This is a genomic window from Vibrio sp. SALL6 (assembly GCF_002002385.1).
Taxonomy (GTDB): Bacteria; Pseudomonadota; Gammaproteobacteria; order Enterobacterales; family Vibrionaceae; genus Vibrio; species Vibrio parahaemolyticus.
This window is the reverse complement of the sequence record NZ_MQVK01000013.1, coordinates 83,462-100,546: the sequence shown is the minus strand read 5'-3', so window position 1 is coordinate 100,546 and position 17,085 is coordinate 83,462. Positions and strand designations below refer to the sequence as shown.

General features: G+C 45.5%; 10 protein-coding genes and 1 riboswitch. Of the genes, 3 read left to right on the top strand and 7 right to left on the bottom strand.

What is annotated here, in order from left to right:
• Positions 1 to 472: 472 nt before the first annotated feature.
• Both BIW15_RS25280 and BIW15_RS07915 read right to left on the bottom strand, forming a co-directional pair.
• Positions 473 to 586, bottom strand: coding sequence for a DNA-binding protein (locus BIW15_RS25280; RefSeq protein ID WP_023583877.1), 114 nt, complete (start codon positions 584 to 586; stop codon positions 473 to 475).
• A 445-nt stretch (positions 587 to 1,031) separates the two neighbouring features.
• Positions 1,032 to 2,366, bottom strand: coding sequence for a sodium:proton antiporter (locus BIW15_RS07915; RefSeq protein WP_011106084.1), 1,335 nt, complete (start codon positions 2,364 to 2,366; stop codon positions 1,032 to 1,034).
• Positions 2,367 to 2,557: 191 nt separating this feature from the next.
• Between BIW15_RS07915 and metH the strand changes: the two genes are divergently transcribed.
• Complete coding sequence (metH, locus tag BIW15_RS07910; protein WP_077280768.1) at positions 2,558 to 6,238, top strand: methionine synthase; 3,681 nt, start codon at positions 2,558 to 2,560, stop codon at positions 6,236 to 6,238.
• Positions 6,239 to 6,361: 123 nt separating this feature from the next.
• On the opposite strand, the gene lysC is transcribed toward metH, so the two are convergent.
• Positions 6,362 to 7,714 carry a lysine-sensitive aspartokinase 3 gene (lysC, locus tag BIW15_RS07905; RefSeq protein WP_021484735.1) on the bottom strand — a complete coding sequence of 451 codons (1,353 nt, stop codon included), beginning with the start codon at positions 7,712 to 7,714 and terminating at the stop codon, positions 6,362 to 6,364.
• 102 nt (positions 7,715 to 7,816) lie between these two features.
• Positions 7,817 to 7,995, bottom strand: a riboswitch (Lysine riboswitch).
• A 326-nt stretch (positions 7,996 to 8,321) separates the two neighbouring features.
• Here lysC and BIW15_RS07895 point away from each other — a divergent pair.
• Positions 8,322 to 9,443, top strand: a complete 1,122-nt coding sequence (locus BIW15_RS07895) for an alanine--glyoxylate aminotransferase family protein (RefSeq protein ID WP_015297341.1) — start codon at positions 8,322 to 8,324, stop codon at positions 9,441 to 9,443.
• Positions 9,444 to 9,561: 118 nt separating this feature from the next.
• Here BIW15_RS07895 and BIW15_RS07890 read toward each other — a convergent pair whose 3' ends face one another.
• From BIW15_RS07890 to BIW15_RS07875, 4 genes are all read right to left on the bottom strand, one after another.
• Positions 9,562 to 11,340: a PglL family O-oligosaccharyltransferase gene (locus tag BIW15_RS07890; RefSeq protein WP_031812231.1), complete on the bottom strand. Its 1,779-nt coding sequence runs from the start codon at positions 11,338 to 11,340 to the stop codon at positions 9,562 to 9,564.
• 67 nt (positions 11,341 to 11,407) lie between these two features.
• The gene (uvrA, locus tag BIW15_RS07885; protein ID WP_077280772.1) at positions 11,408 to 14,230 is read right to left on the bottom strand and encodes an excinuclease ABC subunit UvrA; all 2,823 of its coding nucleotides are present in this window, start codon (positions 14,228 to 14,230) and stop codon (positions 11,408 to 11,410) included.
• A gap of 137 nt (positions 14,231 to 14,367) precedes the next feature.
• Entirely contained in the window at positions 14,368 to 15,240 is an 873-nt protein-coding gene (gene galU / locus BIW15_RS07880; RefSeq protein ID WP_005466627.1) for a UTP--glucose-1-phosphate uridylyltransferase GalU, read from the bottom strand.
• A 257-nt stretch (positions 15,241 to 15,497) separates the two neighbouring features.
• Positions 15,498 to 16,142: a LuxR C-terminal-related transcriptional regulator gene (locus tag BIW15_RS07875; RefSeq protein WP_031817222.1), complete on the bottom strand. Its 645-nt coding sequence runs from the start codon at positions 16,140 to 16,142 to the stop codon at positions 15,498 to 15,500.
• 278 nt (positions 16,143 to 16,420) lie between these two features.
• Between BIW15_RS07875 and BIW15_RS07870 the strand changes: the two genes are divergently transcribed.
• Positions 16,421 to 16,951, top strand: coding sequence for a single-stranded DNA-binding protein (locus BIW15_RS07870; RefSeq protein WP_005466625.1), 531 nt, complete (start codon positions 16,421 to 16,423; stop codon positions 16,949 to 16,951).
• The last annotated feature ends 134 nt before the right edge of the window (positions 16,952 to 17,085 follow it).

The following is a 17,085-nucleotide window of genomic DNA, read 5'->3' as shown; positions in this document are numbered from 1 at the left end:
TGTCATTTTCCCTTCCAAGAGAAGTCATACCAATCTGGAAAATTAACTGGTCAGGTCTATCCATCTTCTCGAGCATATTTGGGTGACTCTTGTGGAGCAATCCAAAACCGATTCTATGCATCGCAGACTTTGGAGATGATGTCGTGGTAATCAGTAAAAGATTGGTTGGCTAAATAGCGTTACCGCAACCAACGCCATACTTGTCCGATAGGGTTTAGCTCTGGAGAATAGGGCGAAAGTTTGATTACACTGACATTTAAAGTCATTGGCAATTTCTTCTGTATGCCATCCCGATCCATCCATAATAACGACGGCGTGACGTCCTTCCTACGTGACTGCCGTGCTCCATCATGACGTCTTTATGAATCCAAGGACAATGATAGCCTCACCAATTCCTCTTCTGCGACAGACTGAACCGAACAGATAAGCATACTCAAATTGTTGTTTCTCGGCTCTTGGGCGAGCTGATTTTTCAGTCCATAAGTGTGTTGTCGTGTTTTGAGCGGGAAGTTATCCATGAAAAGCCCATGTGGTTGGGCAGGTAATAGATAGAGTCAGGGTGGTAGTGCTCGCCAAATTCTTTCACGATATAAGCGAGGATGTCGGAACCAGTCAGTTCTCCGTCTTGTGTATCATTGGCTTTATCTTTTATATTGACTCAATTGTTCTCTTTGCTCGGAAGTTAAGAATGGTGGTTTTCCTGTTCTTGGCTTTTCTTGCCGTCCTTCCAGCCTTTCTTCAAGAAAGGTTTGGACCAACTTATTGACACTGGTTCGGCTTATCTTGAGAAACTTGGGCGATTTGTGTGCGTGAGTACCCATCTTTGAAATGAGCAAGGGCTAGCAGTCTCATTTTCATATGAATGGCCTCAATTAGTTCATATTTTTACTTAGATTGGTATTAGGCTCGGGCTTCGCTCTGAGGAGAGTAGAACGGCGAGGTTTCTAGATAATATTGTTGGTGAAGTCTTCGAATTTTAGAGCATAAAAAAGCAGCCCTAAGGCTGCTTTTTAAATATGGGGAGAATGGAATTAGGCTTCAGTTTGTTCTCTTTGTTCTGCTAAAGAGCTTTGAGCTAGCTTTTCATCTTCCATCTTTTTTTCTTCAGCTTTCGCCTTTTCAATCATTGGTGTAATGGTTGAACCTTGAATCAGGATAGAGAACACCACAACCGAATAGGTCATTACAAGGATGATCTCTTTTACATCGATCAGCTTGTCTTGAACCACCCAAATTCCTGATGGAATTGAAAGTGCCATTGCTAGCGCTAGGCCGCCACGTAGGCCACCCCAAGTCAAAATTTTTACTGACCATGGGTTGTATTTTCTGTAACGTTTAAAGCCTATGTATGAGATAAAGACGCTGAGATAGCGAGAGGCTAGCACCAGAGGGACTGCAATTGCCATCATGATCCAGTCTTCTTCATGGAACTTAAATAACAGCATCGACATACCAATTAATAGGAATAGCACGCCGTTTAGGAACTCATCTACTAACTCCCAGAAGTGGTCTAGGTGGTCTTCACTCTCTTTAGAGAAGCCAATAAAGCGAGTCCAGTTACCGATCATAATTCCCGACACTACCATCGCAAGTGGGCCTGAAACATGAATGTACTCAGCAAATGCGTAACCCGCTGTAGGAACACCGATGGTAAGTAGTAGCTCCATTGAGTGATCGTCAGTAGCACTGATTAGGTAGTGGAATACTAAGCCCAATAGAAAGCCATAGACGATTCCGCCAATCGCTTCTTGGATGAAGAGTAGAGTGACGCTACCGACTGTTGGTGCTTCTGAGCCAAATGCAATGGTGAAAAGCGTGACGAAAATAACCAAGCCGAAGCCATCATTGAATAGTGACTCCCCTTCGATCTGTGTCGAGATACGTTTAGGTGCATCTAACTTTTTAACGATAGCTAGAACGGCAATCGGGTCGGTAGGCGAGATTAATGCGCCAAATAGCAAGCAGTAAACCAAATCAAACTGTATGCCGATCAACATACAAAGGCCATAAAGAACAAAGCCGATGAAGAAGGTTGAGAACAGGGTTGCTCCAAGAGCCAATACCGTAATTTCCCACTTTTGATCTTTTAAGTTGGGTAGCTTGATGCCCAAGCCGCCAGCAAAAAGCAAAAATCCAAGGATGCCTTTCAACAAAAAGTCTTCAAAGTTGATCCTTGTTACCGTCTCGGTTGCAATCTCCGTAAGGTGAAACCAGTTGTTTTGACCGGCGATCAAAATAAGTAGAGAAAGAACCATTGAACCAGCTGTAATGGCGATGGTGGTTTGCATCTTTCCTATCTTGCTGTTTACAAAAGCAATTAGCATTGCAGCTGCGGATAGAAAACATAAAGTATGATAGACCGACATAGAGCTCTCTATTTGTAACATTTTATGAATGGAATTCTCGGCTGATGCTGTCTAAATAGCAAACATTTTTTCGGGTTTATTTTGCAAGTTAAGAAGGAGATAAAATAATCATTAAATCTCCATTTAGACGTCTAGACTCCTGAAGTTTGTGTGATAGGATGGAATCATAACTAAAGGAATGAGGCTGTACTGTGGGAAGCAAAGTAAGACAACAGATTGAAGCTCAATTGAAGCAACGTATCTTATTGATTGATGGTGGTATGGGCACCATGATCCAAGGGTACAAACTTGAAGAGCAAGATTACCGAGGAGAGCGCTTTGCCAATTGGCACTGTGATCTAAAAGGCAACAACGACTTGTTGGTGCTAAGCCAGCCTCAACTAATTAAGGAAATCCATAGCGCTTACCTTGAAGCCGGCGCAGATATTCTAGAAACCAATACCTTTAACGCGACCACCATTGCGATGGCTGATTATGAGATGGAAAGCTTGAGTGAAGAGATTAACTTCGCCGCGGCAAAACTGGCTCGTGAAGTTGCCGATGAGTGGACGGCGAAAACGCCTGACAAACCTCGTTACGTTGCAGGTGTACTTGGTCCAACCAACCGAACGTGCTCTATCTCCCCTGATGTGAATGATCCCGGCTACCGCAATGTTTCTTTCGATGAGCTGGTTGAAGCGTATTCCGAGTCAACTCGAGCGTTAATCAGAGGTGGCGCTGATCTTATTTTGATCGAAACTATTTTCGATACATTGAATGCTAAGGCATGTGCCTTTGCTGTCGATTCTGTATTTGAAGAGCTTGGTGTTGCACTGCCTGTCATGATTTCCGGTACGATTACCGACGCTTCGGGGCGCACGTTATCAGGGCAAACCACGGAAGCATTTTACAACTCTCTACGTCATGTAAGGCCGTTATCTTTCGGTCTTAACTGTGCATTGGGGCCAGATGAACTGCGCCCATACGTGGAAGAGCTTTCTCGTATTTCTGAATCATTTGTTTCCGCACACCCTAACGCAGGTTTGCCGAATGCTTTTGGAGAATATGACCTTTCTCCAGAAGATATGGCAGAGCATGTAAAAGAGTGGGCTAGCAGCGGCTTTTTAAATCTGATTGGTGGCTGTTGTGGTACAACGCCGGAGCATATTCGCCAAATGGCGCAGGCCGTTGAAGGTGTTACACCTCGCGCTTTGCCAAATTTGCCTGTTGCTTGTCGTCTCTCCGGATTAGAGCCATTAACGATTGAGAAAGAGACTTTATTCATCAATGTCGGTGAGCGAACTAACGTCACAGGTTCTGCTCGCTTTAAACGTTTGATCAAAGAAGAACAGTATGACGAAGCATTAGAAGTCGCGCGTCAGCAAGTTGAAAATGGTGCCCAAATCATCGACATCAACATGGATGAGGGGATGTTAGACGCGCAGGCTTGTATGGTGCGTTTTCTAAACCTATGTGCCTCAGAACCAGAAATCTCCAAAGTGCCAATCATGGTCGACTCTTCCAAATGGGAAGTGATTGAAGCGGGTCTGAAATGCATTCAAGGTAAAGGTATTGTGAACTCTATCTCTTTGAAGGAAGGCAAAGAGAAATTTGTTGAGCAAGCTAAATTGATCCGTCGTTATGGCGCAGCTGTGATCGTCATGGCATTCGATGAAGTTGGTCAGGCAGAAACGCGCGCGCGCAAGCTAGAAATCTGTACAAATGCTTATCGTATTTTGGTAGACGAAGTTGGCTTCCCGCCAGAAGACATTATTTTTGACCCGAACATTTTTGCCGTCGCAACGGGTATTGATGAGCACAACAACTATGCTGTTGATTTCATTGAAGCGGTAGCGGACATCAAGCGCGATTTGCCACACGCGATGATTTCCGGAGGCGTGTCGAATGTTTCTTTCTCTTTCCGTGGCAATAACTACGTTCGTGAAGCTATCCATGCTGTATTCCTCTATCACTGTTTTAAAAATGGTATGGATATGGGGATCGTGAACGCGGGGCAGCTTGAAATTTATGACAACGTTCCGGAAAAACTACGAGAAGCGGTAGAAGACGTTGTGCTTAACCGTCGAGATGACGCTACAGAAAGATTGTTGGATATCGCGGCTGAGTACGCAGATAAAGGCGTTGGCAAAGAAGAAGATGCCTCTGCGCTTGAGTGGCGAACTTGGCCTGTCGCAAAACGTTTAGAGCATGCGTTAGTTAAAGGGATCACAGAGTTCATTGTCGCAGACACTGAAGAAGCACGTGTGAATGCGGCAAAACCACTTGAAGTGATTGAAGGCCCTTTGATGGATGGCATGAACGTGGTGGGTGACCTATTTGGTGAGGGTAAGATGTTCTTACCTCAAGTAGTGAAATCTGCACGTGTAATGAAGCAAGCTGTCGCACATTTAGAGCCTTTTATTAACGCCGAAAAACAATCCGGTAGCAGTAACGGAAAAATTTTGTTGGCGACGGTGAAGGGTGACGTGCACGACATCGGCAAAAACATTGTGGGCGTTGTACTGCAGTGTAATAACTACGAGATCATCGATCTTGGCGTGATGGTACCGTGCGAAAAGATCTTAAAAGTCGCGCTAGAAGAGAACGTTGATATTATCGGTTTGTCAGGGTTGATTACCCCATCTCTGGATGAAATGGTTCATGTTGCTAAAGAGATGGAACGTCTCAATTTTGATCTTCCGCTTCTGATTGGTGGAGCTACCACATCCAAAGCGCACACCGCCGTTAAGATTGAGCAGAACTACAAAAATCCGGTGGTTTACGTAAACAATGCGTCGCGCGCAGTAGGGGTTTGTTCGTCATTACTCTCCGATGAACGTCGACCTGCCTTTATAGAAAAACTGGATGCGGATTATGAGCGTGTTCGTGACCAACACAATCGTAAGAAGCCGCGTACTAAGCCTGTCACGTTAGAACAAGCGCGTGCAAACAAAGTCGCGATAGATTGGGATGCATACATGCCACCAGTTCCTGCAAAACCAGGCCTCCATATTTTTGATGATTTTGATGTCGCAACCTTACGCAAGTATATCGACTGGACGCCGTTTTTTATGACGTGGTCGCTGGTAGGAAAATACCCGACAATCTTCAAACATGAAGAAGTGGGTGAGGAGGCTCAGCGTCTATTCCATGATGCCAATGAGCTGCTTGATCGAGTTGAGCGTGAAGGATTGCTTAAGGCTCGCGGGATATGTGGCCTATTCCCAGCGGCAAGTGTGGGTGATGATATTGAAGTGTACACCGATGAGTCGCGTACCGAGGTTGCTAAAGTATTGCGCAATCTTCGTCAGCAAACAGAAAAGCCTAAAGGCTTTAACTACTGCTTGTCGGATTACATCGCGCCAAAAGAATCTGGCAAACAGGATTGGGTTGGTGCGTTTGCAGTAACTGGCGGTATCGGTGAGCGTGAGTTGGCCGATGAGTACAAAGCGCAAGGCGATGACTACAACGCAATCATGATTCAAGCTGTGGCAGATCGTTTAGCCGAAGCTTTTGCTGAATACTTGCATGAGCGTGTCAGGAAAGAAATTTGGGGCTATGCAGCAGATGAAAATCTATCGAATGATGAGCTCATCCGTGAAAAGTACCAAGGGATTCGTCCTGCACCGGGTTACCCAGCTTGTCCTGAGCATACAGAGAAAGGCCCGCTTTGGGAGTTATTGAATGTTGAAGAGAACATCGGTATGTCACTAACAACGAGCTATGCAATGTATCCGGGGGCATCAGTGTCCGGTTGGTACTTCTCACATCCAGACTCTCGCTATTTTGCGATCGCTCAGATCCAAGACGATCAGTTAGAGAGTTATGCTGATCGTAAAGGTTGGGATAGGATCGAAGCTGAAAAATGGTTGGGGCCAAACATTAACGGCTAAATCAAGTGAACAAGCAATAAAAAGGGCTGCCAATGTGCAGCCCTTTAATTTGTCGTTGTTCCCTCAAAAACCACGTTATGCTTTTTGAACCACGGTAGTGGTCACTTGAGGAACAAACCAATGTTATTGTTCGAAGAGCTCTGTATGCAGCTTCTGAATGGCTTGCTTCGCCACCGACTCATTCACAAGGAAGCACAGGTTATGAGGGCTTGCTCCATAACAGATCATGCGTAAGTTCAAATCTTCTAGCGTACCAAACACTTGCTTAGCATAGCCTTTACGTTCACTCATCTTGTTACCAATCAAGGCTACCAAACAAAGGTCATGTTCTACTTCGACCTTACACAACTCTTCCAACTCTTCACGTGCTGCTTGAGGAAGTTGTGGTGCGCCGCCTGAGGTATCAGTTTGATCTAGCGTGAGTGACACACTGATTTCTGATGTGGTGATAAGGTCTACCGAAATTTTGTGCTTGGCTAAAATCTCAAATACTTTTGCTAAGAAGCCGTACGCATGGAACATGTTCGCACTACGTAGAGTGACCATCGTTTGATTACAACGCAGAGCGAGGGCGCGGAACAGTGGTGAGCTTTCGACTTGATGACGAATCCACGTGCCGCCTTTTTCTGGTTCTTTGGATGAGCCAACAAAAACCGGGATATCATGACGCAGAGCAGGGACTAGTGTTGATGGGTGTAATATTTTCGCGCCAAAGTTAGCCATTTCAGAGGCTTCACTAAAACTGATCTCTGGGATTGGTGATGCTTTTGGTGCGATGCGAGGATCGGTCGTGTAAATACCAGGAACATCTGTCCAAATTTCAAGTCCAGATGCTTTCACACCTTCAGCAATCAAGGCTGCACTGTAGTCGCTACCACCACGGCCTAACGTTGTTGTATTGCCTTCTTCGTCAGAGCCAATGAAGCCCTGTGTGATGACGACAGAATCAAGACATAAAGGGATAAGCTTCTCTTGCGCTAGTTGAGTAATAGCTTCGACATTCGGCTCTGCGCGACCAAAGTTGTCGTCGGTTCTTAGCACTTCACGAATATCAAATCGTACTGCATTGATACCACGCTCTCGCATGAGTTGCGCCAAAATGTGTGTCGACATTAACTCACCACATGCCACAAGGTGGTCGGTCAGTTTGGTGTTTGCTTGAATTGAGGCAGCTTCTGCAAGGCTGGTCACGGTATCTAAAATTCCGTACACCTCTGAAGAGGCTTCTGTCGCATCTTCCAATTGAGCCAAAATGGAATCATGGATCTCAGCTAGGTTCTTTAGTAACTCAGCACGGTGTTCCTGATCTTGAACGCCATTGGCCAGTTCTACCAAGATGTTGGTTACCCCAGAGCAAGCGCTGCTAACAACAAGGCGAGTATTTGGATTGTTTTCGATGATGGTGGCACAACGACTCATTGCCTCAAAATTGGCAACACTGGTCCCACCGAATTTAGCTACGTTAAATGCGCTCACTGCGTTTCTCCCACGACTTCCTAAAAAATATACACATCCAATGTTTTGTGAGGAAAGGAACAGAGCAAAAAGAGAGGTAGTTAGATTGTCATTTGAAAATGTACCCTCAGAAGCTCTTCATCAGACGGTGCTGATGACAGTTGATGGGACTCAACCCAAGTCAACCGACAAGCCAAACCCTGCAATTTTGACTTACCTCGGCACTACTCCCCCTGAATGATTGGTATTGGAATTGCGGTTCCACAAATCATCTGCCTGGGCAGTGCTCCTCTTCTACATAAAGCTCAAACATTGAACGGTTTTGACGTCACAATGTCAATCAATATTTCAACCAGAATGATGGTTTTTATTAACGAAATTGTGACAGTGGTTTGACCTCTATACTTAGGGCTAATTGCCGTGTGCAACAAAATACATTAGTGTGAAACCTTTGATGCCTGAATGTATTGCTAATCGAAATAAAAATTGCTCCTGTTTTCTGGTGAACGAATTGTTAAATAATTCAAGTGAGTTTTCTTGCAAAGCATGAAGAGTGACGATGTTTTGATGGCAAATAATTCTAAAAATGACTTCTTTCAGGCTAAATGACTGCAATCAAGGAGCTGACATGCCGATCCAAAGCTTTATTCCCCCTCACCGAATTTTAATGGGCCCTGGTCCTTCCGATGTTTATCCGCAGGTATTGCAAGCCCTTAGCCGTCCAACGGTTGGTCATCTAGACCCTCTGTTTATCGCGATGATGGATGAGCTTAAACAGCTGTTGAAATACGCTTTTCAAACCGAAAATGAGTTCACTATTGCGGTTTCTGCTCCAGGCAGTGCTGGGATGGAGACTTGTTTCGTTAACTTGATCGAGAAAGGTGACAAAGTCATCGTTTGTCGAAACGGTGTCTTTGGCGAGCGCATGCGTGAAAACGTTATTCGTGCTGGTGGTGAAGTGGTGCTAGTCGATGATGAATGGGGTGCGCCTGTTTCAGTAGATAAAGTTGAACAAGCACTACAGCAACATCCTGATACAAAAATTCTGGCTTTTGTACATGCTGAGACATCAACCGGTGCTGTCAGTGATGCACAAACTCTAGGTAAGTTAGCCAAGCAATATAATGTGTTGTCGATTGTGGACGCCGTTACATCGTTAGGCGGCGTACCGTTAAAAGTTGATGAATGGCAGCTTGATGCTGTGTACTCGGGCAGTCAAAAGTGTTTGTCGTGTGTGCCTGGCTTGTCTCCGGTGACGCTGTCTCCGGCTGCTATCGAAAAAATTCAATCGCGCACTACGCCAGTTCAAAGTTGGTTCCTCGATCAAAGCTTAGTGTTGGGGTACTGGAGTGGGGAAGGTAAGCGTAGCTACCATCACACAGCTCCAGTGAATAGCCTATATGCATTGCATGAAGCGCTGCTTGTGTTGCAGAACGAGGGGCTTGAGAACGCGTGGGCTCGCCATCAATTGATGCATGAGAAGTTGAAAGATGGTCTTCAGAAACTGGGTTTTGAATTTGTAGTGGAAGAATCTTACCGTTTACCTCAATTGAACGCGATTTATGTGCCGGAAGGGATCGATGAAGCGAAAGTTCGCGCGCATCTACTTGAAACTTACAACCTTGAAATTGGTGCAGGGCTAGGTGCGTTAGCTGGCAAAGCATGGCGTATTGGATTGATGGGATACGGTGCTCGCGCGGAAAATGTCGCGCTGTGCTTGAAGGCTCTGGAAGAGTCTTTAACTGAGTAAGAGTTGCGCATTAGGGCGTCTCAAGAGCTTGGAACTCTATTACTCATAGACCAACAGGGCCTAAAATCATTGGGCTGAAAACAAAAAAGCGAAGGAAGTCCTTCGCTTTTTTGTTTGTCTATTCCGCATCAGACACGCTAGGCGTTGTCGATTGGGCTTGTGAGGGTGGTTGATAATTTACTTGGCTAAAGTCGATGTTCGGAAATAGGAATTGAGCCTCAGCACGAATTTGTTCTGCTTTACTGCTGTCATCCAGTCCTTGATAAGCCAAGATCAAGTTATTGTAGAACGCAGGGCGTGGCTTATCTTTAATGATCTGCAATGACCAATCAATATAAGGTTGAATCAAACTTGGATCTTGCTTGTACAGACCAATATTCAAAAAGGTACTGTAAACGTCCCAGTCAAATCTGTCTTTCCATACGACCGGGTTACTCACCTGATTCAAAATATCAGGGTTAGTTGGTCGCGTAGTTTCGAATTTCGTCAGAATGTAGTTTGTGTGTAGTGCGCTCACCATATAAAAAGTAAACACGGCTGGAATTACCAAGCTAAAAACGCGCAGCAGACTTTTGGTCACTTGGCTAAACCCAACTTGGCGATAGCGCGAGACACGCTGGTCGACCCAATACAGCAAAATGATGAAAATCAGCCAGTGCACGAGAGAGTGATAAAACGGATATTCCAACTGAGAGTGAAGTACGATAGGAATGAATAACGCGAGCAACGCTAGGCGTGTGCCACGTTTGGCTTGATAAATCCGATGTAAAACCAATCCCATTGCGAGGATTATGCCTAATACAGGCAGAAGCCCACCTTCTACGCCCCAGTACAACATTTCATTGTGTGGATGATCCATCGATGGCAAGCCTGCAGGATAGTTCTCATTCAGCGCATGCTGGCGCGCGGTGTACAGCATGTACTCAGATTCAAACTTACCGTAACCGTAGCCAGTGAACGGTTTCTCGATCACCATATCCAAGGTTTGAGGGAAAGTGTACGCTCGAGGCGATTCCATATTCACTTTCTCTGTCGCCAGTCCACTTCCATCCGGGAATGCAATGCTCATTACAACGAACGAGAGCACCAAGCCCGTAACCAAAGCTGCGATCCAGCGAATAAAGCGGCCTTTGGTTGCAAAGCGATACATATACGGAATCACTAACAACAAACCGATGATGGTCGCTAGCCATCCTGTGCGCGAAGCTAATGCGACAATCAGCGGCAAGGTAACAACAGGTACGGCATATAAAAGGTAAACGTCGCTTAGCTTACGTGAGTACTTATAGGGTTGACGAGCTAGAAGGTAACTGGCAATGACTAATCCAGTAGCGAGAAAGCTAGCCATCACATTCGGTTGCTGAAAGATCCCGTACGGACGGTTAGCAATCGTGTCGTAGCCGAAAGGATTCCCTGGTTTTAGAAAAAGATATTGTGTCAGACCAAATAGAGCTTCAATCACGACAGCCAGTACGATGAACCAAAGTAACCGTTGGCGATGCTTATTACTGAAATGAAATTGCTGTAAGACAACAAAAAACAGGAAACCACTCCACAGGCCGATAAGTTTGTTCGCTGCCAGAGTGCTGTCCGCATTGGGGTAGAATACTGGCAACGTCATGATGATCGCGCTGATCAGTAACCCGATGGTTAGCTTTGAATAGCGTAAAATGCGGTTACTCGCGAGCTGATAGCAACCGATACCTAACGCAAAGCTAAATGCAATCCACGTTGTTGTGTTGAAGGATAAGGCTAACCCTGACCCACCTGGATTGGGCATAAAAAAGTGCATGGCCAGTAAAAACAGAACGGCCAAGGCGATGAGAAACTTGCGATTGAGAGGAACTTGTACTTTTTCAGGAGAAAGTTTGGTTCCACTTACATGTATAGTAGCCATATATATTGCGTTGTTTTGAATGAAAAAAGACCAGCGTTGGCTGGTCTTTGTACTTTACCCGTTTTTTCTATTTCAACATAGGCTTAAGGAATCGAGCTGTGTGCGAACCTTCGATCTGAGACACATCTTCTGGTGTTCCCTGGGCAATGATCTCTCCGCCGCCTTGTCCGCCTTCTGGTCCTAAGTCGATGATCCAGTCTGCTGTTTTGATGACGTCCAAGTTATGCTCGATAACCACAACGGTATTCCCGTGATCGCGCAGGCGATGAAGTACGGTCAATAGCTGCTGAATATCATGGAAGTGCAGACCAGTTGTTGGCTCATCCAGAATGTACAAGGTTTTACCCGTATCACGCTTGGATAGCTCTCTTGCCAATTTCACTCGCTGCGCTTCGCCGCCTGATAATGTGGTTGCCGCTTGACCTAAACGAATGTAAGACAGACCAACGTCCATTAGAGTTTGCAGCTTGCGGGCAATCGCAGGAACAGGATCGAAGAAGGTGCGAGCATCCTCGACGGTCATTTCCAGTACTTCATCGATGGTTTTGCCTTTGTAGCGTACTTCCAGTGTTTCGCGGTTATAGCGCTTCCCTTTACACACATCACATGGCACGTACACGTCTGGTAAGAAGTGCATCTCGACTTTGATAACACCATCCCCCTGACAAGCTTCACAGCGACCACCACGAACGTTAAAACTAAAGCGGCCAGGTTTGTAACCACGTGAACGTGATTCTTGCGTACCAGCAAACAGCTCGCGAATAGGGGTAAAGATTCCCGTGTACGTCGCTGGGTTCGAGCGCGGTGTTCGGCCAATTGGGCTTTGATCGATGTCGATAACCTTATCGAAATGTTCTAGACCTTTAATCGACTTATAAGGCGATGGGTGTGCAGTAGTAGCGCCATTGAGCTGGGTGTGTGCAATTTTGAAGAACGTATCGTTGATCAAGGTTGATTTACCGGAACCTGACACGCCAGTAATACAGCTAAACAATCCGACAGGAATAGACAAGTCGACGTTCTTCAGGTTGTTACCTGTTGCGCCTAGTAGCTCGACGGTTTTCTTGGGATCGCGAGGGGTACGCTCTTTAGGGACTACTATCTCTTTTGCGCCACTTAGATACTGACCTGTGAGAGAGTTCGGGTTGGCGATGATCTCATCCATCGTTCCTTCGGCAACCACATTACCGCCGTGTACCCCCGCTCCTGGGCCAATATCAATCACGTGATCGGCACAGCGAATGGCATCTTCATCGTGTTCTACCACGAGTACGGTATTACCTAAATCGCGCAAATGAGTCAGTGTTTTTAGGAGTCGTTCGTTATCACGCTGGTGGAGGCCAATCGACGGTTCATCTAATACGTACATGACACCAACAAGACCTGCACCAATTTGGCTCGCTAAGCGAATGCGTTGTGCTTCGCCACCGGATAGCGTCTCTGCACTCCGGGATAAATTAAGGTAGTTCAAGCCCACATTTACAAGGAACTGTAGACGATCATTGATCTCCTTCATGACCTTTTCTGCAATTTGCGCACGTTGACCTTCTAGCTTGAGTGTTTGGAAGAAGGTAAGGGCATCTGCAATACTGAGCTCAACGATCTCAGGTAAGGTAGTATCGGCAATAAATACATTACGTGCTTCAAGGCGTAGACGAGTACCGTCACAGCTTGAGCATGATTTTGTCGAGATGTATTTAGCCAACTCTTCTCGAACCGAGTTGGACTCGGTATCGCGGTAACGACGTTCAAGCGTATTTAAAATCCCTTCGAATGGGTGGCGCTTTACACGAATGTCGCCGCGATCATTGATGTATTTAAACTCGATCTCGGTGCGGCCTGAGCCTTTGAGAATAACGTCTTGCGTTTTCTTTGGCAGAGAGTTGAACGGAGCATGCAAATCAAATCCATAATGATCCGCCAATGAAGTCAGCATTTGGAAGTAATAGTAATTCTTTTGATCCCAACCACGAATGGCACCTTGTGCCAAACTGAGTGAGTCATCTTGAATCACTCGGCTTGGATCAAAATACTGTTGTACACCCAAGCCATCACAAGTTCCACACGCGCCTGCTGGGTTGTTAAATGAGAACAATCTCGGTTCCAGCTCTTGCATGCTGTAGCCACATTGCGGACAAGCGAAGTTCGCTGAAAAGATGATTTCTTCCCCATCGCCATCCATCGGAGCAATCACCGCAATACCACCAGAAAGCTCTAGCGTCGTCTCAAATGACTCTGCTAAACGTTGTTGCAGATCTGGGCGAACTTTGAATCGGTCGACCACGACTTCAATGGTGTGTTTTTTGTGTAGCTCAAGTGTTGGTGGATCTGAAAGATCGCAAGTTTCGCCGTCAATACGCGCTCGAATAAAACCTTGTGCGGCAAGGTTTTCTAGTGTTTTTACATGCTCACCTTTGCGCTCTTTTACGATTGGAGCAAGCAGCATCATTTTACTGCCTTCTGGCAGTTCCAATACTTTATCCACCATCTGGCTGACAGTTTGTGCGGCTAATGGGGCGTGGTGAGTAGGACAGCGTGGTTCACCAACACGAGCGTAAAGCAGACGTAAGTAGTCGTAAACTTCGGTGATGGTACCGACGGTTGAGCGAGGGTTATGAGATGTCGATTTTTGTTCAATAGAAATCGCCGGTGATAAACCTTCGATATGGTCGACATCTGGTTTTTCCATAAGAGACAAAAACTGACGAGCATAAGCAGACAGTGATTCGACATAACGTCGTTGGCCTTCTGCATATAAGGTATCGAATGCGAGAGAGGACTTACCGGAGCCGCTTAACCCAGTAATTACTGTCAGTTTATCGCGAGGAATAGTCAGATTGATGTCTTTGAGGTTATGGGTTCGGGCACCGCGAACTTCTATTTTATCCATCATTTTTGCTCTATGTATAACCAAGTTGGGCAAGTATTACATAGTGTGAGAAATGTGCAAAGGAATACTGGACAAAAAAACAGTAAACAAAAAGCCCGGTATAAAACCGGGCTTTAGAGTCTAGGCTGATGAAAGGTTTACACTTCTTTCTTTGTCGCGTGCTTACCTAATTCAGACTTCTTTTCATCTTTTAGGTACAAGTTTTCGAAACAGTAGTTTGTTGCTTCAATGTAGCCTTCTACGCTACCACAATCAAAGCGCTTACCTTTGAATTTATATGCGAGAACACAACCGGCTTTTGCTTGTTTCAGCAGCGCATCCGTAATTTGGATTTCACCACCTTTACCTGGTTCTGTGTTTTCGATGAGTTCAAAAATATCAGGGGTAAGGATGTAACGACCAATGATCGCAAGATTGCTTGGCGCTGTGCCTGGTTCTGGTTTTTCTACCATGTCATCTACGCGGTAGATGTCATCTTTGATCATTTCACCAGAAATCACGCCGTATTTGTGCGTCTCATCAGCAGGTACTTCTTGTACTGCCACGATAGAACAGCGGAATTGCTTAAACAGCGCAACCATTTGAGCAAGAACGCCTTCTTCCTCGTTCACACACAAGTCATCGGCAAGTACTACAGCGAAAGGTTCATCACCAACCAGTTCACGACCCGTTAGAATCGCGTGACCTAGACCTTTCATTTCACGTTGGCGAATGTAGGTAAAGTTCGCTGATTCAATGATCTCACGAATATCGACAAGTAACTCTTCTTTGTTGGTACCACTAATTTGGTGCTCAAGCTCGTAGTTCTTATCAAAGTGATCCATGATTGAGTGTTTGCCACGGCCTGTCACAATACACATACCGTTCATACCAGCTTGAATTGCCTCTTCAACGCCGTATTCAATCAACGGTTTGTTCACTACTGGCATCATTTCTTTTGGCATTGATTTTGTCGCCGGAAGAAAGCGCGTGCCGTAGCCTGCAGCAGGGAACAGACATTTTTTAATCATTGGGGGAATATCCTTTCTCGTCATTATCAAGAATCTGCGCAACACTTTAACACGAGAGTCGCGCATGAATCATGAATAAAGTAGGAAAAAATGTGAGACGCAGTGCGGAAAAAAGCATGATCAGTCAGGCCGTGCCGCTGTTGAGGAGCTATGTCTAACAATAAACAGGAAACTTACTCTCTCGTTGTGTTCACTATTCGACTCGCTGGGCTCGTAATCTCTGGTTCTATTAGTCGTCTTAATACATGAATGTAAGGTTAAGACATCAAGTTTTGATCGGCCCAAGCAATGGCTTGAACTCGGTTTTTCACTGAGAGCTTTTTAAAGATCTGATACAGGTGCGACTTGATCGTAAATTCGCTAACAAACAGTTCTTCTGCCATCTGGCTATTCGATGCCCCTGCTTGCAGACAACGCAGCACTTGCAGTTCACGAATGGTGAGATCGACGGTTGCTGGCGCGGTGTGAGTATTTATCACATTTCGATAGTAGTGCAGCAGTTGGCTGGTTACGTTGCGTGGTAGCCAGTTTTGCCCGTTGACAATACCTTTCAGTCCTTCGCCGACTTGTTCTAAAGAATCTTCGCTGTAAAACAAGCCTTTTAATTGACCGAAGGCGAGCAGTTCATCCGTAGTGAGGCGCTTTGGAACGTTGAACACGACCGTCTCAAAGTTCTTCCAAACCAATGGCAGGTTTTTAATCGATTGAACGAGTGATTTATGTTCACTGAAGTCAATGAGTAGAATTTTATTTCGATGTTCGGGTTTCGCTTCCATTAGGGCATCGGTTGAGATTACAGGAATGCTCATATCGATGTACTTTTCTAATGATGCGACTTTTTGCGCAGCATTGTCTTCCATACTAATCAGAAATAGCTTTCTTGCGTAAGCCGACTTTCTCACGTGTTCAAATCTCCCAAGGTTCTGTAGAGGCCGTAAGTTGGCATTAAAGTATGGGGAGAGCTATAGCTTTGGTGAATAAATGCGTTGAGATTCAAAGGTTCACGAATGAAGTCTGCAACGCGAATCAAAAATGCTACATATGAAAGTTGAACTGAGATTTTGGTTCTAGCGTAGGGCGTGATCGAACACAATGGCATTGGGCTTTAACCAAAACATCAAAGCGTGTATTCTATTGCGCTAAAATTAATATACAGATCCAGAGTGAAACGGAGCACATCATGGCCAGCCGTGGAATTAACAAAGTTATTTTGGTGGGGAATCTAGGTAACGACCCTGAAATTCGTTACATGCCTAATGGCGGTGCGGTAGCAAACATCACGATTGCTACTTCTGAGTCATGGCGTGACAAAGCGACTGGCGAACAGCGCGAAAAAACAGAATGGCACCGTGTTGTGTTGTTCGGTAAGTTGGCAGAAGTTGCTGGTGAGTACCTGCGTAAAGGTTCACAAGTTTACGTTGAAGGCCAACTTCAAACTCGTAAATGGCAAGACCAAAGTGGCCAAGATCGCTACTCAACAGAAGTTGTGGTTCAAGGTTTCAATGGTGTAATGCAAATGCTTGGTGGCCGTGCTCAAGGTGGCGCTCCTGCAATGGGCGGTCAACAACAGCAGCAAGGCGGTTGGGGTCAACCTCAACAACCGGCTCAGCAGCAATACAATGCACCTCAACAGCAACAACAGGCTCCGCAGCAACCACAGCAGCAATACAACGAGCCACCAATGGATTTTGATGACGATATTCCGTTCTAGATCCCCGCTATGTTTGAATCGAAAAGGCCGCGAATATCGCGGCTTTTTTATTGCCTGAATTCAGCATGTGAGCCCGATCTTTTTAATCACTTCGCACTAACGATAAAGCTTATCAATGAAAGCAATTCTCTATA

What these genes read in the sequence shown, in the direction of transcription:
- BIW15_RS07915 (WP_011106084.1), bottom strand. Translation starts at nt 2,366, where the DNA reads ATGTCGGTCTATCATACTTTATGTTTTCTATCCGCAGCTGCAATGCTA.
- BIW15_RS07895 (WP_015297341.1), top strand. Translation starts at nt 8,322, where the DNA reads ATGCCGATCCAAAGCTTTATTCCCCCTCACCGAATTTTAATGGGCCCT.
- BIW15_RS07890 (WP_031812231.1), bottom strand. Translation starts at nt 11,340, where the DNA reads ATGGCTACTATACATGTAAGTGGAACCAAACTTTCTCCTGAAAAAGTA.
- uvrA (WP_077280772.1), bottom strand. Translation starts at nt 14,230, where the DNA reads ATGGATAAAATAGAAGTTCGCGGTGCCCGAACCCATAACCTCAAAGAC.
- galU (WP_005466627.1), bottom strand. Translation starts at nt 15,240, where the DNA reads ATGATTAAAAAATGTCTGTTCCCTGCTGCAGGCTACGGCACGCGCTTT.
- BIW15_RS07870 (WP_005466625.1), top strand. Translation starts at nt 16,421, where the DNA reads ATGGCCAGCCGTGGAATTAACAAAGTTATTTTGGTGGGGAATCTAGGT.